The organism is Caballeronia sp. dw_19, from assembly GCF_018449515.1.
Taxonomy (GTDB): domain Bacteria; phylum Pseudomonadota; class Gammaproteobacteria; order Burkholderiales; family Burkholderiaceae; genus Caballeronia.
The window spans coordinates 26,904-45,163 of record NZ_JAAVUQ010000047.1 but is presented as its reverse complement, the minus strand read 5'-3'; the positions used below and the strand labels follow the sequence as shown (position 1 = coordinate 45,163).

The following is an 18,260-nucleotide window of genomic DNA, read 5'->3' as shown; positions in this document are numbered from 1 at the left end:
AAAAGCGGCCCTCGCCGTCTCACACAGCGCTTGTCAGCCGGTCCACCAGCGCCCGTGCAAGCGGCGGCAGGTCTTTCATGCTGCGTACGCAGATCTTGAGCTTGCGTTCGGCCCACGGGTCGTTGAGGCGGATCATGCGAATATTCAAGGTCTTGCCGTGGCGTTTCGCCACCGATTCGGGAACGATGCCAATGCCAACACCCAGTTCGATCATCCGGCATGCAGCTTCAAAATTGCCTACCTGAATGCGCAGTTTCAGGCGCGCGCCCAGTGCGTTCGCGGCAGTGACAATGAACGCATGGATTGCGCTGGTCGTTGGCAGTCCGACGAAGTTGTCGTTCAGCGTACGGGTGAAGTCGACCGATTCCTCAGCCGCCAGCGGATGTTCCAGCGACGTCACCAGCACCAGCCGGTCATCGCGATACGGCAACATCTCCAGGTGATCGGCGCGCACATTGCCCGCCACGATACCTATGTCCGTCGCACTCTCCGCCACGCCCTTGACGATCTCGCCGCTCAGCACTTCGCGCAAGTCGATATTGATATCCGGATGATCGCGCAGGAAAGCGCTCAGTACTGAAGGCAGGAATTCGCTGATCGCGGTGGTGTTGGCCCAGATGCGTACATGCCCCTTGATGCCCTCGCCATACTCCTGCATGTCACCGGCCAGATGCTCCACGCGCTCTTGCACCAGGCGCGCGTGATGCACGAATGCCTCGCCCGCCGGTGTCAGCGTCATGCCCTGGCTGGTCCGGTACAGCAGCTTGAAACCCAGTTGCTCTTCAAGGTTCTTGATACGGTTGCTCGCCGCGGGAGGCGAGATATGGCAGCGCTCGGCGGCTCGTGCGAGGTTCCTGGTGTCGGCCAGATTGACAATGAGCGTCAGATCGACGAAATCGAAATGCATGTCGGTGGCGGCTTGAGGTGGCAGATAGCGGTGGCGGAAATGAACCGAAACCGCAATCTTAACGGACCATGAAGCGCATCTTCAACAATGCCGGATTCCACCGCGCCGCGCGCTCTGTCAGAGTTGAAGCCTTGAAACTGTCAAGGCGCCGTACGCCTTTTTTAAACGTTGTTCAGCGCGCGCCCACCATTCGCCGTGCTTTCAGGATCACCGGCATATCGACCATCTTCCCGTCCACAGCCACCGCCGCACCGCCGCTTGCTTCCACCGCCTCCAGCACACGCCCGGCCCAGGCCAGCTCCGCAGCCGTCCATGCATATGCGCGATGCACAGCGTCGATCTGCTTCGGATGAATGCAGAGCTTCGCGCCGAAGCCAAAACGACGGCCCCGCCGTGCTTCAGCCTCAATGGTGACAGGATCGTCCAGCAGGGTCGAGACACCATCGACCGGCATGGCCAAGCCGGCCAGCCGCGACGCGAGCACGATCTGCGAGCGGAACATATCGAGTTCCTCGCCGTCGCCCTCCACGTTCAAGTCGATCTGAAAATCCAGTGTGCCGAACACGATGCGTCGTACCCGCGGAGCCCCGCATAGCAGCGTAAGGTTTGCGAATCCCCGGGCGGTTTCCACGATTGGCAGAATCGTCAGCGATGGATGCGCATGCGCCAGCACTGTCTCTATCTGCTCGCACGTTTCAGCCTTCGGCAACACGATACCCGCCACGCCCGGATGATTCGCGATCGCCGCTGCATCGTTGGCAAACCACTCGGTATCCGCTGCATTGATCCGTACGAAAGCGGGACGGGCTGCGTCCATGTGCCCGAGCACTGCATCAAGAACGGATGACTTTTCTTGCGGCTGGACCGCATCTTCCAGATCGAAGATCACGGCGTCGGCGCCGCTCGCGCGGGCCTTTTCGAAACGTTCGGAACGATTGCCCGGGACGAACAGATAAGAACGCTCGCTCATGCCCGCACATCCGCTTCAAAGAGCGAACCGATGCGTGTCTCCGATGCAATGCCCCACGCGGCGTCGAGCAAACGCGATGCGTCTTCGTCCGACGCCGCGCCCGAAAAGGCGGCAAGCCGCCGAAACTTCATGGTGATCTCTTCGCGTGAGAGCGTGTTGCCGGGGTCGCCCTTCGGTTCATCGACCCGCCCCGTCAGTTCGCGGCCATCGCGCGTGTGGACCGTCACCTTGCCGATCCAGCGGGCGGGATAGGCAAGGTCAACTTCTTCGTCGAAGACCATTTCTACCTTGTCGCGAAAAGCGGCGACCTTTGTAGCGGCGTAGCCTTCCTCGAACTCCGTCACGCCCGCATAACCGTGATAAGCGACGAGCGCCAGCACCGTACCCATGTTGAACTTCGCCTGATGAACCGTCGTGGGCACGGTCACGGCGCCAAGCACATCGATTGCCCCCTGATGCACCCACGCCGTCACGCGCTCGATGTCTTGCGGCTTGAGACCATGCTCCGCCATCACTGCGAGCAACGCATCGGCGGCGGGATGAGTATGGCGGCAAGCAGCGTGGTACTTGAACGAGGTTTCGGTCAGCGCCCAGCGTTCGCCCAGGCGGTCGGTGAGGCGAGACGGGTCGGCGTCCGTGGACATGCCTGCCGCCATGCCCTTCTCGCCCTCCAGGATGCGCGTGGCGCCCTTGAAGCCGTCGGCGGCAAGAGCGGCTCCCATCAGGCCGTTGGCGGCCGCCATGGCCGTGTGAAGCTGTTTGGAATCGGCGGCATCGCGCAAGAACTCCCACAGCCCGCTGGCCTGCGTACCGGCCGAACCAAACGCGTCGAGCATCTGCACCGGCGTTAAACCCAGCATCCGTCCCGCGGTGGCAGCCGCCGCCACGGTTCCGGCCGTCCCGGTCGTATGAAAGACCTTGTAGTGCGAGCGCCCAAGAAATTCGCCGATGCGAATCCCCACCTCGTACCCGGCCACCACCGCCACGATAAAGTCCCGGCCCGACGCGTGCGCGGCCTGCGCCAACGCCAGCGCGACGGGAAATACGACCGTCGCCGGATGAAACACGGAGCCGTTATGCACGTCGTCCTGTTCCACGAAATGTGAGGCGGCCGCATTCACCATCGCGGCGAAATACGGCGTCGCGCGCGTGCGGTCGATCAGCACTTCCGACTGGCCGTTGCCGTTCGCCGCGCCCGCCATGCTCGCGAACAATGCGATGCTTTCGACCGGCCGCGCGCCCTTGCCGCCAAGCGCCGACCCAAGCCAGTCGACATACAGGTTCACCGTGCGCTCCACGACGTGCTGCGGAATATCGTCGAACTGAAGCGATGCCGCGAAGGTCGCGAGCGTGCGGCTGGGATGATCGGTCATCATGGTGATCGCCTGAAAGGTTTAGAGGGTGCCGGCTTCGCGCAACGCCTGGATCTGCGAGGCTTCGTAGCCGAGTTCACGCAGGATGGCGTCCGTGTGTTCGCCCAGCGCCGGAACCGGGTCCATGCGCGGCATGAACCCGTTAGGCATGCCCGGCGGCAGCAACGCGGGAATCGGTCCTGCCGATGTACCGACTTCGCGCCAGCGATCGCGCGACTTGAGTTGCGGATGCGCCCAGACATCGGCCAGCGTATTCATCTGCGCGTTGGCAATGCCCGCGGCGTCGAGTCGTTGCAGGACCTCGGCCGCGGTCAGTGTGCTGAACGCAGCGATAATCAGTTCGCGCAAGATACTGCGTGACACCGAGCGCTTGGAGTTCGCGTCGAAGCGCGGATCGGTGGCCAGCGACGGCTGTTCAAGCACGCGTTCGCAAAACACTTTCCATTCACGTTCGTTCTGCAAACCCAGCATGACCGTCTTGCCGTCGCCGGCCAGGAACGGGCCGTACGGGTAGATCGTCGCGTGCGACGCGCCGGATAACGCAGGCGGACTCTGGTCACCAATTGCGTAGTACAACGGATAACCCATCCATTCGACCATGCTTTCGAGCATCGACACGTCGATGCGGCAACCTTTGCCCGTGCGTCCGCGCAAGATCAGCGCGCTCAGGATGTTCGAATACGCATACATGCCGGCGGCAATATCAGCGATCGAGCAGCCCGCTTTCGCAGGTTCTCCGGGCGATCCGGTAATCGACAGGAATCCTGATTCGCTCTGGATCAGCAGGTCATACGCCTTCTTGTCACGATACGGACCGTCGGCCCCGTAGCCCGAGATGTCGCAGACAATCAGCTTCGGGTACTTCTTGCTCAGCGTGTCGTAGCTGAGGCCGAGCCGGTCCGCCGCACCCGGCGCAAGGTTTTGCACCAGCACGTCAGCATCCGCCACCAAAGTATCGAGAATCTTCGCGGCTTCCGGTTGCTTGACATCGAGCGACAGGCTTTCCTTCGAGCGGTTCGTCCACACGAAATGCGACGCGAGCCCATCCACGCGTTCATCATAACCGCGTGCGAAATCCCCCGTTCCTGGCCGCTCGATCTTGATCACGCGTGCGCCCAGATCGGCGAGTTGACGCGTACAGAACGGCGCAGCAATTGCGTGTTCGAGCGTAATGACCTTGATGCCGTCGAGTGGTCTCATGATTCAGAATGACCGTGGCAAACCGAGGATATGTTCGGCGACATACGAAAGGATCAGGTTCGTGGAGATGGGCGCGACCTGATACAAGCGCGTCTCGCGAAACTTGCGTTCAACGTCGTATTCACAGGCGAACCCGAAACCACCGTGAAATTGCAGGCACGCGTTGGCCGCTTCCCACGACGCGTCGGCCGCCAGCAGCTTTGCCATGTTCGCTTGCGCGCCGCAGGGTTCGTGAGCATCGAAGCGACGCGCCGCTTCAAAGCGCATCAAGCTTGCCGCTTCCACGTTAACGAACGAGCGCGCGATGGGAAACTGCACGCCCTGGTTCTGGCCAATAGGCCGTCCGAACACGATGCGTTCTTTCGCATAGGCCGTCACCTTGTCGACGAACCAGTAGCCGTCGCCAATACATTCCGCCGCAATCAACGTGCGCTCCGCGTTGAGGCCGTCGAGGATGTACTTGAACCCTTGCCCTTCCTCCCCGATCAGGTTTTCAGCGGGGATCTCCAGGTTGTCGAAGAAGAGTTCGTTGGTCTCGTGGTTGACCATGTTCAGGATCGGCTGCACGGTCATGCCATGGCCGATCGCCTCGCGCAGGTCCACGATGAAGATGGACATGCCTTCGGACTTGCGTTTTACATCGGCGAGCGGCGTCGTGCGGGCAAGCAGGATCATCAGGTCGGAATGCTGCACCCGCGAGATCCATACCTTCTGGCCGTTGATGACGTAACGGTCGCCGCGGCGTTCCGCGGTGGTCTTGATCTTGGTCGTGTCCGTGCCGGTGGTCGGTTCGGTGACGCCCATCGACTGGAGGCGCAAATCGCCGCTCGCGATCTGCGGCAGGTAGCGTTCTTTCTGTTGCGCCGAGCCATGCCGCAGCAACGTGCCCATGTTGTACATCTGACCATGGCATGCGCCGGAATTGCCGCCAGCCCGATTGATCTCCTCCATGATCACCGACGCTTCCGTCAGGCCCAGTCCCGAACCGCCGTATTCCTGCGGAATCAGCGCGGCGAGCCAACCGGCTTTCGTCAATGCATCAACGAAGGTTTCCGGATAACCGCGCGCTTCATCGATCTTCCGAAAATAGTCGCCGGAAAATTGCTGGCACAGGTCGCGAACCGCTTCGCGAATGTCCTGGAACTGATCGGAGTGAGTGGTCTGCATAGGGACTTTTTCAGATTCAGGCGAGCGTCGCGGTGGCGCGCATCGTCAGGTAACCGTCGTGATCTTTCGCCCATAACTCGACGGTTCGGCCGTCATCCGATCGTTTGCCGCACACGGTAAATGGATTGGGCGCAAAGGTCGGGCGCAGCGCGCGGAAAGCGAAGCTTGCGATATTCGCATCGGGCAACTCGCGGCGCACGAGATCCACGAGCATGGTGGCGATCAACGGGCCGTGCACGATCAACCCCGGATACCCCTCTTCCTGCGTAACATAAGGATGATCGTAATGAATCCGGTGACTGTTGAAAGTCAGCGCCGAGTAACGGAACAGCAGCACGGGCTCGGTCGGTATCTCGCGGCTGAAGGTCTCGTCGGCGGGTGCTTTGGCCGGCTCTTTCTTCGGCGCGTTGATGGCGTCGGGTGCGGGCTCGTCGCGATACACAATGTCGTGCTCTTCCTCGATCTTGAGCGTACCGTCCACTTCAATCTCATGCTGCACCGTCACGAACACGAGCCGCCCGGTGTGGCCCGTCTTGTCCTCGATACTCACAATGGTCGACGTGCGCGTTGCCTCTTCGCCAACCACTAGCGGCGCGTGAAATGTCAGGCGTCCGCCCGCCCACATCCGGCGCGGCAACGGCACGGGTGGCAGGAAACCGCCGCGTTTCGGGTGGCCGTCTGGACCGGTTTCAGATAAGGGCGCAATCGGTAAAAAGTAGAGCCAGTGCCATAGCGGCGGCACGTTTTTCGTCTCGGGTTCCCGGTTCAGCGTAGCGGCCATGGCCGCCAGCGGGAAAGCGGTAATCACGTCATGAACAACTTGCGTCTTGTCCAGCCAATCGTCGAATTTTTCAGTCGCTTCGGGCACGATGGCGTCTCTCGTTGTACGTGGCAGTGGGGTAGATAGGCGGCGTCAGCAATGACTTCGACTATGAACCCGTCTACCCGTTTCGCGAAGTCGTGATTTCTGAATCGGGGGTTTTGTTTTAGTTAACGCTCAGTTCAAGGCGCCTCCGGCGCGTGCACGGAGTGATGCCCGCTCGCGCCGGTATAGAGGCTATTTGACGTGGTGCTGTACCGCTATGCTTGGCAGAAAACGCCGGGCTGGAAGGGCTGCGAGTGTGGTTTGGGCGTGCCGGTCGACAATTGCTTTTCGATGAAGCTTGGGTTCGGCGTGTCTTGGCGCCTTGTGCTTCGAGCACGCGTCGGCGTTCAGGGACAACGACGCGAATCGGGCCGCGGCGCCAAGATCGCGCCTTCATGCTGCCCGAACGAGCCGCTCCCAGATGGTCAAAGGCACGAGCGCATAGTCAGAGTCAGTAATCAACGCGTCTACCCTCTTCCGGCAATCACGCTACACGCAGGCCTTCGAGGTACGTCGCGCGCGGCACGGGCAAGCGACCTGCCATTGCGACCCGCACAAAATCGGCCCTGAGGCCAAGGCCAATCGAGCCACGATCCGACAAACCCGCCGCCTTGGCCGGCGCCGACGATATCGTGCGAATAGCCTGTGGCAGCGACCACCCGGCTTTATCGACGAGTTCAAAGGTGGCGGTGAGCAAACTCGACGGCACATAGTCCGACGACAAGATGTCGAGCAGCCCCGCACGCGCCATCTCAAGCGCGGATACGTTGCCCGAATGCGAGCCGCCCCGTACGACGTTCGGCGCACCCATGATCGTCGCAATGCCATGATCCCTCGCCGCCTGCGCCGCGGCCAGCGTCGTCGGAAATTCGGCGAGGACAATACCGTCATTCACAGCTTCCAGCACGTGCTCGATGGACGTGTCGTCGTGACTCGCGAGCGGCAGACCCAGCGTTTTGCAACGCGCGACGATCTCGCTGCGATGAACCCGCGCGTACCGATGCTGGTCCTCAGTCAGTTCACTGAGCACCGTGCTTGCGTGTTCGTCGGTCCATTTTCCATGACGCTCCTGATACCGGCGCCACTGGACCGGATCGTGCCATTGCCGCTGGCCCGGCGTATGGTCCATCACGGAGACAAGGCGCAAAAGCGGATGCGAAACCAGTCCCTCGAATACGTCGAGCACGTCCGCTGCCGCCACTTCGCATCGCAGATGCAGGAAGTGATCAACGCGCAGCATGCCGCTCTCCGCCAGCCGCTCGATCGAGCGCGCGCAGTTGGTCTGTATTTCCTTGCCGCGTACACCCACGCCACCACGCGAGCCAATCGCGAGTGAATCGAAGACCGTCGTGATGCCGGCAGTTGCCACTTGAGCATCGTGCACGAGAATGGCTGCGTCGTGATTCCACAACACGCCCGGACGCGGCGCGATATGCTTTTCGATGTTGTCGGTATGCAGCTCGACAAGTCCAGGCAACAGATAATCGCCGCCCCAGTCCTCGGCTTCAGCAACCGAGGTCATGCCGGGCGCTACCTCGGTTATGCAGCCCCCGGCTACTTGTAATACGCCTGTGAACTCTTCATCGCGAGTGACGATGCGCGCGTTTTTGATCAGCATGTCTGCAAGGTTTCCGTAGTCGTTGAAGCCGTTGCCGCCTGTGCGGCGGGCGCGTTGAGTTGGATCACGCGAGTGGCAACACGTTCACGCGTGTCCTCGTCATGAAAAATGCCGACGATTGCCGCGCCACGAACGCGCGCTTCCACGATGAGATCCGCCACCACCTGCCGGTTCTCGGCATCGAGCGATGCAGTGGGTTCGTCGAGCAGCAGCAACGGCTGTTCAGCAATCAGCCCCCGCGCGATATTGATGCGTTGTTGTTCACCGCCTGAGAACGTGGCCGGTGCAAGCGTCCACAGACGCCGCGCCACGTTGAGCCGTTCAAGCAGCGTGCCGGCACGTGCCCGCGCGTCTTCTTCGTGCACGCCACGCGAGATCAACGGTTCGCTGACAAGATCAAGCGACGACACGCGCGGGATAGCGCGCAAAAACTGGCTCACATAACCCATGGTAGTACGGCGCAGGCGAATTACATCGTGCGGCAACGCATCCGAAAGCGACAGGTATTGCGATGATCGGCTGTCGTCGCGGATGGCAACCGTGCCACGCGTGAGCAGATAGTTGCCGTACATGCAACGCAGCAACGTACTCTTGCCGGCACCTGAAGGCCCCGACAACACCACACACTCGCCTCGTTCTACATCGAGCGACACACCGCCCAGTGCAGCGATGCGCACGCCACCCTGCTGATGCAGCGTAAAGGTCTTCTCGACCCCGCGCGCGCGCAGCATCAGCGACGCGCGTTCAGCAAACGCAAGCTCATTGGAAAGATCGGCATTGGCATTCATTCTCGTACCTCAAACTGGCAGCACGGACGCAACCAACGTCTGTGTATAGGGATGTTGCGGATCATCGAGCACCTGGTCGGTCAGTCCGCTCTCCACCACTCGCCCGTCCTTCATCACCATCAGGCGATGCGCGAGCAAACGCGCCACACCAATATCATGCGTGACAATCAGGGCGGCGAGATGAAGCTTGGCGGTCAGCGTACGCAGCAGGTCCAGCAGCCGCGCCTGCACAGAAACATCCAGCCCCGCTGTGGGCTCGTCCATGAACACGAGACGTGGCTTCGTGACAAGATTGCGCGCAATTTGAAGCCGCTGCTGCATGCCGCCTGAAAATGCAGAAGGCAGCTCGTCAATACGCGCGGCATCGAGCTCGACCTGATTCATCCAGTCAGAGGCTGTTTCGCGAAGGCGTCCATAGTGGCGCGCCCCGTTCGCCATCAACGGCTCGCCGATATTCGCCCCGGCCGACACGCCATGACGCAGTCCGTCGCGCGCATTCTGATGCACAAAACCCCAATCGGTACGCGCGAGCATCCTGCGGCGCGGCATGGGCAGCGCGAACAGATCGAGCAGTTCATGCTCCACGGTTCTATAGTGCAACGCTCCATCGTTCACGGGCGTTCGCAGAGCCAGCGCGTTCAGCAATGTCGATTTCCCTGAACCGGATTCGCCGACGATGCAAAGCACTTCGCCCGGATAGATATCGATGTCCACATCGATGCAGCCGCCCCGGCCGTCATAACGCTTCGTGAGTCCACGGCCAGTGAGCAGAGGGAGTGTGGGTGTCGAAAGATTCATTCGTCCTCCTGTTCTTGAGCCGCGCGACGTTCCTGGCAGTAGTCGCTGTCCGAACACACGAACATGCGCGCGCCCGCGTCGTCCACAATCATTTCGTCGAGGAAACTCTCACGCGAACCGCACAAAGCGCACTCATGATCCCAGTGCTGAATGGTGAACGGGTGATCTTCGAAGTCGAGGCTTCGTACCTTCGTATAAGGCGGAATCGCGTAGATGCGGCGTTCGCGGCCCGCGCCGAATAGTTGCAGCGCGGGGTTCATGTGCATCTTCGGGTTATCGAACTTGGGGATAGGCGACGGTGAAGTGAGATAGCGATCGTTCACGAGCACCGGGTAATCGTAGGTCGTCGCAATGCTGCCGTGCTGCACGATGTCCTCGTAGTACTTCACGTTGATCAGCCCATAGTCCGCCAGCGCATGGAGCTTGCGGGACTCGGTGACGCGAGGTTCGAGCCGGAACAGCGGCTCGGGCATCGGCACCTGGTACACAAGGATCTGCGCTTCGGTCAGCGGCGTTTCGGGAATCCGGTGGCGGGTCTGGATAATGGACGCTTCCACCGTGCGCGTGGTGGTCGCTACACCGGCCGTGCGCGCAAAGAAGCGGCGGATATTCACGGCGTTGGTGGTTTCATCGGAGCCCTGGTCGATCACTTTCAGCGTGTCGCTGCGTCCGATGATCGCGGACGTAACCTGCAAGCCGCCCGTTCCCCAGCCATAAGGCAGCGGCATTTCTCGCGATGCAAACGGCACTTGATGACCCGGTATGGCCACCGCTTTCAAGAGCGCGCGGCGGATCATGCGCTTCGTTTGTTCATCGAGGTAGGCGAAGTTATAGCCTTCAGCCATCGCACTTTCTTCTATACGCGCGTTCATGCGGCGTTCTCCTCGCTGGGCTCGGGTTGCGCTTGATGCGCTTGATGCTCTTCTTGAGCTTCGCGTTGCGCTTCTTTCTCGATGCCTGCACGCAAACGCCGCAGTAATTCGAGTTCAGACTGGAAGTCGACGTAATGCGGCAATTTCAGATGCTGAACGAAGCCCGATGCTTCCACGTTGTCGCTGTGATAGAGCACGAATTCCGGGTCTTGCGTCGGCGACGAAACGGTCTCGCCCAGTTCTTGCGCGCGCAGTGCGCGGTCGACCAGCGCCATCGCCATGGCCTTGCGTTCCGAGTGGCCAAATGCGAGGCCGTACCCTTGTGTGAATGTGGGCGGCACATCGCCGCTGCCCGCGAACTGATTGATCATCTGGCACTCGGTGATGTCGATATCGCCTATCTCCACCGCGAATCCCAACTCTTCAAGCTCCAGTTCGACGGCAACTTCGCCATAACGAATCTCGCCGGCAAACGGATGCGAGTTCGCATAACCGCGCTGCGTGGCGTAGCCGACGGCCAGCAGGAAACCCTCATCGGCACGGGCGAGATTCTGCAAACGCACCGGGCGCGCAACGGGGAACATCAGGGGCTCACGCGAGAGATCGCCGGGTTCGGGCGCGTCCGCATGCATCTTCTCCTGCTCGATCAAACCTTCCTTGTCGAGCAGCTCGAGCACGCGCGGCATGGCTTCCTGCTTTGCTGCGGACGTGCTCGCGACGCTGGCATTCGCCGTGCGGGGGCCGCCTTCGGCGAGCAAGCTGAAATCGAGCAAACGCTGGGTGTAATCGTACGTTCCGCCGAGCATCTGTCCGCCCGGAATGTCCTTGAACGCAGCCGAAATACGCCGCTCCGCGAGCATGGCTTGCGTGTCGAGCGGCACGGTATAACCGAAGCGCGGCAGCGTCGTGCGATACGCCCGCAGCAGGAAAATGGCTTCCACCAGATCCCCCGCAGCCTGCTTGATCGCGAGCGCGGCCAGCTCTTCATCGTAGACCGAGCCCTCGGTCATCACCCGCGCGACCGCCAACCCAAGCTGCTCGCGAATCTGGTCAACGCTGAGTTCCTTGAATGCTTCATCGCCGCGCCGGTTGGCCGCGAGCAAGTCCCACGAACGCTCGATCGCGCGTTCTCCGCCTTTGACTGCGACGTACATCAGGCCACCCCCACGCGAGTTGTACGCGGCAGGCCGATCACCGATCCGCCGTGTACGAAATAACAGTCGATACCGCAAGGAAACTGACTTGCCAGCAGCGCGCGTTCATGCCAGAACGCATCAGGGATGCCGCTGATATGGACGACCTGTGTATCGCGGATACCGGGGCCGCGCCAGGTCATCGGTGTGCCGTCCGTGAGGGAGTCCACGCGGATGAACAACATGGCGGCGTTCTCCGGTGTCTCAGGATCACCGAGCGAAAATGCATCCAGCGGCGGCATCGATCCCGCATCGTGCAGGTAGGCGAAAACCGCTTGCGCGTGATCGTGCGTCAGCGGTGCGCCGGTGTGAAAACGCAGCGCGTCGCTCAGGCCGCGATGCTCATGTTGCAGCAGCACGGGCGTCGAATAGTCGGCCAGCGCCAGCAGCGCAGCGAACGCGGCCATGGGCACGTGGGTCGCGGCCGTGCTGCCATCCTGATCGAGCCCGGGCAATACAGCGTCGATCGAGACCATCTTGCCGGGCCGGGACAGCGCGTCGAGCAATGCACGGAATACACCCTGCGAATCATGGACCGTATCGTTGAAACCGGGGGTCAGGGTCACGAGGTCGATACCAACGATACCCACGGTATCCACAGCGTTCTCACCCCGAAAGTTTTTTGAAAGCTTGTCAGGTAACATCAGTCGCCCCTCACCATCGTAAAGAATTCCACCTTGGTACCCGCGGCGCGGGCCTGTTTTTGCGCCCGGTTTTCCGCGATGCGCGCAGCGAGCGGCGCCAACACGTGCTCATGCATCCGGGCTTCGAAAGCGGGCGTCTGCAGGAGCGCGTCAGCGAGCGCGGCGAGTGTCGCCCGCTCCTTGTCCCGCCCCATGTGCACGGCGATACCCACTGCCGCACGTCCCTCGCGAACCCGCAACCGAAGCGTCGCGCGTGTCACGGTCACTTCACCCAGATTGAACGCGTCTCCGCTGCCACCAACCCGTCCGCGCACCATCGCAAGGCCGATATCGGGTGCGCGCAGCCAGTCGAATTCAGGCGGCGACGCGCCATCCAGTGCCGTATCAAGCGCGTCTTTCATGCAGGCTCGCGGCGTGCGCGCCAGGATGGCCAACCACTCCCGCCGTGTCACGGGACCGGGTGGCGCGGGTGGTGCGGGATGCGCGGGCGTCTGCGCAGATGTACTCATGGTCATACCTCGTCAATAAAGGGCGCGATGGTGCCCCAAGCCGCGTCCGTGATTTCATCGTTCTGTCCAGTCTGAACGCTACTAGAATAGTCATCCGGTCGTCTAGACGTTTGTGCAACCGGATGAAAATTATTCGCTAGCGCCCTGCTTTCACATTTTCGCCATCGGCGGCGCACTACAATGCCGAAAACGATATTCAAACCGACAGGAATGACAGCGACATGACATCTAACGAAACTGGCACGCCGGGCCTGGCCGTGGAACGCGGCGCGGGCGTCGCGGTATGGCGTCAGATCGAACAGATTCTTTCGGCGGAGATCACGGCGAACAGCTTCGGCGAAGATGGCCGCCTGCCCAGCGAGGCTGAACTCGCCAGACGTTTCGACGTCAACCGGCACACGGTGCGCCGGGCAATGCTGCGGCTGGCCGCCACGGGGCTGGTGAGCGTCGAGCAGGGCCGAGGCACGTTCGTGCAACCGGGTGCGATTGACTACCAGATCGGGCGGCGCACGCGCTTCACTGAAAACCTGCGGCGTAATAACCAGGCATCGGTGGGCGTGGTCCTTTCCAGCGAAAAGGTGAAGGCTGATCCGGTCACCGCGAAAGCGCTCTCCATCCGCGCAGGGACGTTCGTGTACCAGATCGAGACACGCCACGATTCCGACGACGTGCCGCTGACCTATGCGCGCAGCTGGTTCCCTGCCATGCGCTTCGCCGACCTGCCCGGCGTGCTTGCCGGCGTACAAGGGGTCAGCGCGGCGCTGGCTGAATTCGGCGTGGTGGATTACACGCGTAAATGGAGCCGTATCGGCTGTATTCTGCCCAGCTCGGACGTCGCGCGGCGCTTGCAGATCAATCGGGCGCAACCGGTGATGTGGGTTGAAAGCGTCGACGTCGACGAAGCCGGTGTGCCCATCAAATACGGTATTACCCACTTCGCCGCCGACCGGGTGCAATTGCTGGTCGAGGACGGCGTATGAACGGCGAAGCGAACGACACCGTCTTGGATGCCTGGACACCCGACGCGCGCATCGCGCTTTACTACGCACCGCCGGCGTCTTCCACATGGTGGCGCGCGGGCTGCGAATGGCTTGGCCGCAATGCCGAAACTGGACGCTCGACCGAAACACCCGAGGAACCCGCCATTACCGCACTCGGGCAGACCGTTGCCGCGCTGACCGGCTCACCGCGACGTTATGGCTGGCACGGAACGCTTGTCGCGCCTTTTCACACCGCCGAAGGTGTGACGCCGCAGCAGGTTTTATCGGAGACTCGCGAGTGGGCCAGTCACATCACCCGGTTCGATGCCCCCCTGTCCGCCGTCGAGATGGGCCGCTTCGTCGCGTTGCGAGCCGCGCGGCCGGATGACGACGAATCCATCCGCCGGGTGGCTGCCAGCGCGTTGTACGCCCTCGCCTCGCTGCGTGCGCGTCCCTCGGCGGAAGATGCCGAACGGCGCCTGGCGTCAGGCTTGAGCGAGCGGCAGCGAACCCTGTTGCATGAATGGGGCTACCCGTACGTGCTCGATGAATTCCGCTTCCACATGACGCTCTCCGATGCACTCGATTCGGCTTCGGTGCGTGCGGCCATTGTCTCGCTGTGGCAAACCCGCGCTGAAGCGCTCGGACCGCTGCCCTTCCACGAGGCAGCGCTTTTTGTTCAACCGGATCCGGGTGCGCCGTTCACGCTATGGCAGCGCCTGCCCTTCGCGAATGCCCACTCCGAGGCCCTTGAATGAGCATGGAAACCGGTCGACTGATCTACGTAATGGGGCCATCGGGCGCCGGCAAGGACTCGTTGCTCGGCTTCGTTCGTGAACGCATTGGCGCGCAGGTGATGTTCGCGCATCGCTACATCACGCGCCCCGTTTCCGATGGTGAAAATCATGTCGCCCTGAGCCGCGAGGAATTCGCCGCGCGTCTGGCCAGCGGCGTTTTCTCGATGCATTGGGAAAGTCTCGGACTGCACTATGGCATTGGCGTCGAGATCGATGCATGGCTCACGCGCGGCTTGCCGGTCGTAGTCAACGGGTCGCGCCAACATGCACCGGCTGCGCTGGAACGTTATCCGTTCACACAGTTCGTCCAGATTCATGCAAGCCCCACGATCCTGGCCGCCCGGCTCGAGCGGCGCGGCCGCGAAGATTCGCGGCAGATGGAAGCGCGGCTTGCGCGTCGCCCCGTCTTGTCGCTTCCCGAACAGGCGCGGCTCATCACCATCGACAATTCAGGTCTGCTTTCCGAAGCAGGCCAGCAGCTACTGGCCGCAATCAGTCAGCAGCAACTTTGAACTGCTGGCCGGCGGACCATTACCATTGGACCGGCGGCCAGCACGTTCAGATCACACGTTCACGAAGCCACGCGGACGCCAGATCGATCAGCGTCACGATCACGATGACCATCAGCAGTACGGCCGCGGTCTGCGCATAGTTGAACGAGCGGATCGCTTCATACAACACCACGCCAATTCCGCCCGCGCCGACCATGCCGACCACCATCGCCGAACGTACGTTCGACTCGAACCGGTACAACGCATACGAGATCCACAATGGCAGGACCTGCGGCAGCACGCCGTAAAGGACTTCATCGAGACTGCTTGCGCCGGTTGCTCGCACGCCTTCTGCCGGCCGTGCATCGATCGCTTCCACCGCTTCGGCGAACAGCTTCGCCAGCACGCCGGTGGTATGCACCCAAAGCGCAAGCACGCCCGCGAACGGCCCGAGTCCCACCGCAACGATAAACAGCATCGCGAAGACCATCTCGTTGATTGCGCGGCATGCGTCCATCGCGCGGCGCACTGGCTGTACGATCCACATCGGCGCGATGTTGGAGGCCGACAGCAGCCCGCACGGCACGGCGCATACCAGCGCGAGCGCCGTGCCCCACACCGCTACGGCCAGTGTGACGATCATCTCGTGCACATAGGTGCGCCAGTCAGAGAAATCCGGCGGAAAAAAGTCCTTGCCGAATTGCAGCATGTTGCCGGAATCGCTGAAGAGATCGAGCGGGCGCATGTCGGCGCTATGCCAGGACAGCCCGAGCATGGCCACCACCACCAACCATCCGAACATGGACAACCAGCTTCGTTTCGGTTGCCGCAATTCGAGCTTCAGTGGCAGCGAACCACCTTGCGCGCTGTCGAGGGAATAGGCGTCGGCGTTGTGCTTCACTTCGCCGCCACGCTATCCAGTTGCGAGAGCTTCTGGTCGAGCGCCGCGATCTGCGATTTCTTGTCCGCGTCGGACATGTGCTCGTCGTTCTGGACCTGCTGCTTCTTCTGGAACAAGGCCATTTGACGTATCGGGATAAGCTGCGCATCGGTGGAATCCGCGAAGCCCGACAGGCCCGTGATCCCCGCCATGATCGCCTGCTCGCGCGGATCGCTCTGCGCGTAGTGATCGAAGAAATTGCGCAGCTTGTCTTTCGTCGCCTGCGGCAGGTCACGGCGCCATACCAGCGGGTCCGACGGAATCAGCGGCGACTTCCACAATACGCGCACCTGCTTGAGCAAATCGGGATGATTTTGCCTCAGGGTCTCCACCATGTCGGTATTGTTCGTTGCGATGTCGACACGGTTGTTCACCACAGCCAGCATGTTCGCCTCATGGCTGGAAGGAAGCACGCTCTTGAAGTCATTGCGCACCGAGATGCCGTTCTTCGCGAACAGGTAATACGACGGCACGAGCGTGCCCGAGGTCGAGTTCGGATCGCCGAAACCGAGGTTGATGTCGTGCGTGTTCTTCAGCACCTGATCGACAGTCTTCCACTTGCTGTTCACGTTCGTGATCAGCAGCGAGTAGTAGCCCGCTTCGCCGCTTTTGTACTTCACCTTCGCGAACACTTCACCATTGCCGCGGTCCACGGCTTCGATAGCGGAGGCGTTACCGAAGTAGCCGATCTGCACCTTGTTAAACCGCATCGCTTCGATAATGCCGGCATAGTCAGTCGCGAAGAACGGCTTGACGTCGAGGCCTGTCTGCTTGTTGAGGTCGTCGATCAGCGGCTGCCAGCGCTGCCTGAGCGCGGACGAGTTGTCGGTCGAGATAATGCCGAAGTTGAGCGTTTCGGCGCGCACCACCTGCGTGACAAAACAGGCAGCGAGGGCCACACCGGCCAGAAGAAGACGGGCTGATTTCATCGAATAGGTCCAGGGTTAAAGGTGTTCAAAGCGGGTGTTCAAAGCGGGGCTCAAAAGCACAATGAGGGCACGCGTTCAGGAACTGGCAGCCGACGCAAACGCGGCGGAGCGTGCCGACGCGCCTTCGGGGCGCGACGCGGCACGGTCAACGGCACGTTCGACCTGCTTCGCCACGTCGCGCTGCGCGCTCTCCGTGTCGGTCAGCAGTTCTTCCGCTGCGGCACCATACAGGTCGCGCAGAAGGGATGGCGTGAGGCTGGCGGACGGGCCGTCGTAGACCACGCGGCCGTCGCGCAGCGCGACGGTACGCGCGCAATATTTCATCGCTACGTCGATCTGATGCAAGGACACCACCACGGTCAAGCCGTGATCCTCGTTCAGCGACTGAAGCAGTTCCATGACACGCCGCGACGACTCGGGGTCCAGCGATGCAATGGGTTCGTCGGCGAGAACAATACGAGCCCGCTGCACCAGCGCGCGCGCCAGCGCCGCGCGCTGTTGCTGACCGCCGGACAAGGTGCTGGCGCGCTCGTTGATGTGGTCGCCAATACCCATTGCGCTGAGCGACGCCATCGCAAGCTCATGCTCCACCCGCGGAAACCGGCCAATAAGACGCCGCCACAACGAGACTCGCGACAACGCGCCGAGCAGCACATTGGTGCGCACGGTGAGACGCCCCACGAGATTGAACTGCTGAAAGACAAACGCGACATCCCGGCGAATTCGACGAACCTCGCGCGCGACCTTGCCGTTTTGCTGGATGGGCCGGCCGAGCAGCGTGACATGCGAGGGCGCGGGGTCGGATGCTGTAAAGCCGGCAATGTGCCGCAAAAGCGTGGACTTCCCTGAACCCGATGCACCGATCAGCGCGATCATTTCTCCCTCGCCAACTTTCAGGTCGATGGAGTCGAGTGCCTTGCGGCCGTTATTGAACGTCTTGCAGAGACGTTCAATGTGAATTGCATCCATGGTGTCCTCACAATCGCGTGTCAAAGCTTTTCAGCGTCGAGACGGATTCTAGGAACGCAACATGACGTTGCGGTGACGCTTGCAAGACGTCTAGATGAATACACGAATTGGAACCATGCAAAGCGGTCGCAACGCTGCGGCGAATTGCATGATCGTGCGGATACTGACGATTCTGAACACACCCGCCGGGACCGACGAGAATTAAGGGTACGAACTTCTCTCATGATGGCGCGCATGCATGTGAAGAAAT

The 18,260-nt window shown here is 61.5% G+C and carries 19 protein-coding genes; 3 read left to right on the top strand and 16 right to left on the bottom strand.

The window, feature by feature from the left end; all coding sequences use genetic code 11:
• Window positions 1-19: 19 nt before the first annotated feature.
• From HB376_RS35875 to phnG, 13 genes are all read right to left on the bottom strand, one after another.
• Window positions 20-907 carry a LysR family transcriptional regulator gene (locus HB376_RS35875; protein ID WP_213768445.1) on the bottom strand — a complete coding sequence of 296 codons (888 nt, stop codon included), beginning with the start codon at window positions 905-907 and terminating at the stop codon, window positions 20-22.
• A 172-nt stretch (window positions 908-1,079) separates the two neighbouring features.
• On the bottom strand, window positions 1,080-1,877 hold the full coding sequence (locus HB376_RS35870) for a CoA ester lyase (RefSeq protein WP_213768444.1): 798 nt from the start codon (window positions 1,875-1,877) through the stop codon (window positions 1,080-1,082).
• Entirely contained in the window at window positions 1,874-3,250 is a 1,377-nt protein-coding gene (locus tag HB376_RS35865; RefSeq protein WP_213768457.1) for an MmgE/PrpD family protein, read from the bottom strand. The genes HB376_RS35870 and HB376_RS35865 overlap by 4 nt, the downstream gene beginning before the upstream one ends.
• A gap of 21 nt (window positions 3,251-3,271) precedes the next feature.
• Entirely contained in the window at window positions 3,272-4,450 is a 1,179-nt protein-coding gene (locus HB376_RS35860) for a CaiB/BaiF CoA-transferase family protein (RefSeq protein WP_213768443.1), read from the bottom strand.
• A gap of 3 nt (window positions 4,451-4,453) precedes the next feature.
• Entirely contained in the window at window positions 4,454-5,617 is a 1,164-nt protein-coding gene (locus HB376_RS35855; protein WP_213768442.1) for an acyl-CoA dehydrogenase family protein, read from the bottom strand.
• 16 nt (window positions 5,618-5,633) lie between these two features.
• The gene (locus HB376_RS35850; protein WP_213768441.1) at window positions 5,634-6,485 is read right to left on the bottom strand and encodes a MaoC family dehydratase N-terminal domain-containing protein; all 852 of its coding nucleotides are present in this window, start codon (window positions 6,483-6,485) and stop codon (window positions 5,634-5,636) included.
• Window positions 6,486-6,966: 481 nt separating this feature from the next.
• Window positions 6,967-8,100, bottom strand: coding sequence for an alpha-D-ribose 1-methylphosphonate 5-triphosphate diphosphatase (locus tag HB376_RS35845; RefSeq protein ID WP_213768440.1), 1,134 nt, complete (start codon window positions 8,098-8,100; stop codon window positions 6,967-6,969).
• Window positions 8,094-8,888 carry a phosphonate C-P lyase system protein PhnL gene (gene phnL, locus HB376_RS35840; RefSeq protein ID WP_213768439.1) on the bottom strand — a complete coding sequence of 265 codons (795 nt, stop codon included), beginning with the start codon at window positions 8,886-8,888 and terminating at the stop codon, window positions 8,094-8,096. Before phnL ends, HB376_RS35845 begins: the two co-directional genes overlap by 7 nt.
• Before the next feature lie 9 nt (window positions 8,889-8,897).
• On the bottom strand, window positions 8,898-9,686 hold the full coding sequence (gene phnK / locus HB376_RS35835; protein WP_213768438.1) for a phosphonate C-P lyase system protein PhnK: 789 nt from the start codon (window positions 9,684-9,686) through the stop codon (window positions 8,898-8,900).
• The gene (locus HB376_RS35830) at window positions 9,683-10,558 is read right to left on the bottom strand and encodes an alpha-D-ribose 1-methylphosphonate 5-phosphate C-P-lyase PhnJ (protein WP_255631759.1); all 876 of its coding nucleotides are present in this window, start codon (window positions 10,556-10,558) and stop codon (window positions 9,683-9,685) included. Before HB376_RS35830 ends, phnK begins: the two co-directional genes overlap by 4 nt.
• The gene (locus HB376_RS35825; protein WP_213768437.1) at window positions 10,555-11,712 is read right to left on the bottom strand and encodes a carbon-phosphorus lyase complex subunit PhnI; all 1,158 of its coding nucleotides are present in this window, start codon (window positions 11,710-11,712) and stop codon (window positions 10,555-10,557) included. Before HB376_RS35825 ends, HB376_RS35830 begins: the two co-directional genes overlap by 4 nt.
• On the bottom strand, window positions 11,712-12,395 hold the full coding sequence (phnH, locus tag HB376_RS35820; RefSeq protein WP_213768436.1) for a phosphonate C-P lyase system protein PhnH: 684 nt from the start codon (window positions 12,393-12,395) through the stop codon (window positions 11,712-11,714). Before phnH ends, HB376_RS35825 begins: the two co-directional genes overlap by 1 nt.
• Window positions 12,395-12,904 (bottom strand): phosphonate C-P lyase system protein PhnG, encoded by a 510-nt coding sequence (phnG, locus tag HB376_RS35815; RefSeq protein ID WP_213768435.1) that lies wholly within the window; start codon window positions 12,902-12,904, stop codon window positions 12,395-12,397. Before phnG ends, phnH begins: the two co-directional genes overlap by 1 nt.
• A 221-nt stretch (window positions 12,905-13,125) precedes the next feature.
• Here phnG and phnF point away from each other — a divergent pair, with 221 nt between their 5' ends.
• From phnF to phnN, 3 genes are read left to right on the top strand one after another with little or no spacing between them, the layout of a single operon-like run.
• Complete coding sequence (gene phnF, locus HB376_RS35810) at window positions 13,126-13,884, top strand: phosphonate metabolism transcriptional regulator PhnF (RefSeq protein ID WP_213768434.1); 759 nt, start codon at window positions 13,126-13,128, stop codon at window positions 13,882-13,884.
• Window positions 13,881-14,642: a DUF1045 domain-containing protein gene (locus HB376_RS35805; protein ID WP_213768433.1), complete on the top strand. Its 762-nt coding sequence runs from the start codon at window positions 13,881-13,883 to the stop codon at window positions 14,640-14,642. The genes phnF and HB376_RS35805 overlap by 4 nt, the downstream gene beginning before the upstream one ends.
• Window positions 14,639-15,193 carry a phosphonate metabolism protein/1,5-bisphosphokinase (PRPP-forming) PhnN gene (gene phnN / locus HB376_RS35800; protein WP_213768432.1) on the top strand — a complete coding sequence of 185 codons (555 nt, stop codon included), beginning with the start codon at window positions 14,639-14,641 and terminating at the stop codon, window positions 15,191-15,193. Before HB376_RS35805 ends, phnN begins: the two co-directional genes overlap by 4 nt.
• Window positions 15,194-15,239: 46 nt before the next feature.
• Here the strand turns inward: phnN and phnE are convergent, their stop codons facing one another.
• The 3 genes from phnE to phnC all read right to left on the bottom strand — a co-directional run bounded on the left by phnE (window position 15,240) and on the right by phnC (window position 18,010).
• Entirely contained in the window at window positions 15,240-16,004 is a 765-nt protein-coding gene (gene phnE, locus HB376_RS35795) for a phosphonate ABC transporter, permease protein PhnE (protein ID WP_255631763.1), read from the bottom strand.
• 65 nt (window positions 16,005-16,069) lie between these two features.
• Window positions 16,070-17,041: a phosphonate ABC transporter substrate-binding protein gene (gene phnD / locus HB376_RS35790; protein WP_213768431.1), complete on the bottom strand. Its 972-nt coding sequence runs from the start codon at window positions 17,039-17,041 to the stop codon at window positions 16,070-16,072.
• 75 nt (window positions 17,042-17,116) lie between these two features.
• Window positions 17,117-18,010, bottom strand: coding sequence for a phosphonate ABC transporter ATP-binding protein (phnC, locus tag HB376_RS35785; RefSeq protein WP_213768430.1), 894 nt, complete (start codon window positions 18,008-18,010; stop codon window positions 17,117-17,119).
• Between the last annotated feature and the right edge of the window lie 250 nt (window positions 18,011-18,260).

Bases quoted from the DNA above. Each gene is read 5' to 3' on its own strand.
- HB376_RS35830 (WP_255631759.1), bottom strand. From the start codon at position 10,558: ATGAACGCGCGTATAGAAGAAAGTGCGATGGCTGAAGGCTATAACTTC.
- phnG (WP_213768435.1), bottom strand. From the start codon at position 12,904: ATGAGTACATCTGCGCAGACGCCCGCGCATCCCGCACCACCCGCGCCA.
- phnN (WP_213768432.1), top strand. From the start codon at position 14,639: ATGAGCATGGAAACCGGTCGACTGATCTACGTAATGGGGCCATCGGGC.
- phnD (WP_213768431.1), bottom strand. From the start codon at position 17,041: ATGAAATCAGCCCGTCTTCTTCTGGCCGGTGTGGCCCTCGCTGCCTGT.
- HB376_RS35865 (WP_213768457.1), bottom strand. From the start codon at position 3,250: ATGACCGATCATCCCAGCCGCACGCTCGCGACCTTCGCGGCATCGCTT.
- HB376_RS35805 (WP_213768433.1), top strand. From the start codon at position 13,881: ATGAACGGCGAAGCGAACGACACCGTCTTGGATGCCTGGACACCCGAC.
- phnF (WP_213768434.1), top strand. From the start codon at position 13,126: ATGACATCTAACGAAACTGGCACGCCGGGCCTGGCCGTGGAACGCGGC.
- phnH (WP_213768436.1), bottom strand. From the start codon at position 12,395: ATGTTACCTGACAAGCTTTCAAAAAACTTTCGGGGTGAGAACGCTGTG.
- phnL (WP_213768439.1), bottom strand. From the start codon at position 8,888: ATGAATGCCAATGCCGATCTTTCCAATGAGCTTGCGTTTGCTGAACGC.
- HB376_RS35855 (WP_213768442.1), bottom strand. From the start codon at position 5,617: ATGCAGACCACTCACTCCGATCAGTTCCAGGACATTCGCGAAGCGGTT.
- HB376_RS35860 (WP_213768443.1), bottom strand. From the start codon at position 4,450: ATGAGACCACTCGACGGCATCAAGGTCATTACGCTCGAACACGCAATT.
- HB376_RS35875 (WP_213768445.1), bottom strand. From the start codon at position 907: ATGCATTTCGATTTCGTCGATCTGACGCTCATTGTCAATCTGGCCGAC.
- phnK (WP_213768438.1), bottom strand. From the start codon at position 9,686: ATGAATCTTTCGACACCCACACTCCCTCTGCTCACTGGCCGTGGACTC.
- HB376_RS35845 (WP_213768440.1), bottom strand. From the start codon at position 8,100: ATGCTGATCAAAAACGCGCGCATCGTCACTCGCGATGAAGAGTTCACA.
- HB376_RS35825 (WP_213768437.1), bottom strand. From the start codon at position 11,712: ATGTACGTCGCAGTCAAAGGCGGAGAACGCGCGATCGAGCGTTCGTGG.
- phnC (WP_213768430.1), bottom strand. From the start codon at position 18,010: ATGGATGCAATTCACATTGAACGTCTCTGCAAGACGTTCAATAACGGC.
- HB376_RS35870 (WP_213768444.1), bottom strand. From the start codon at position 1,877: ATGAGCGAGCGTTCTTATCTGTTCGTCCCGGGCAATCGTTCCGAACGT.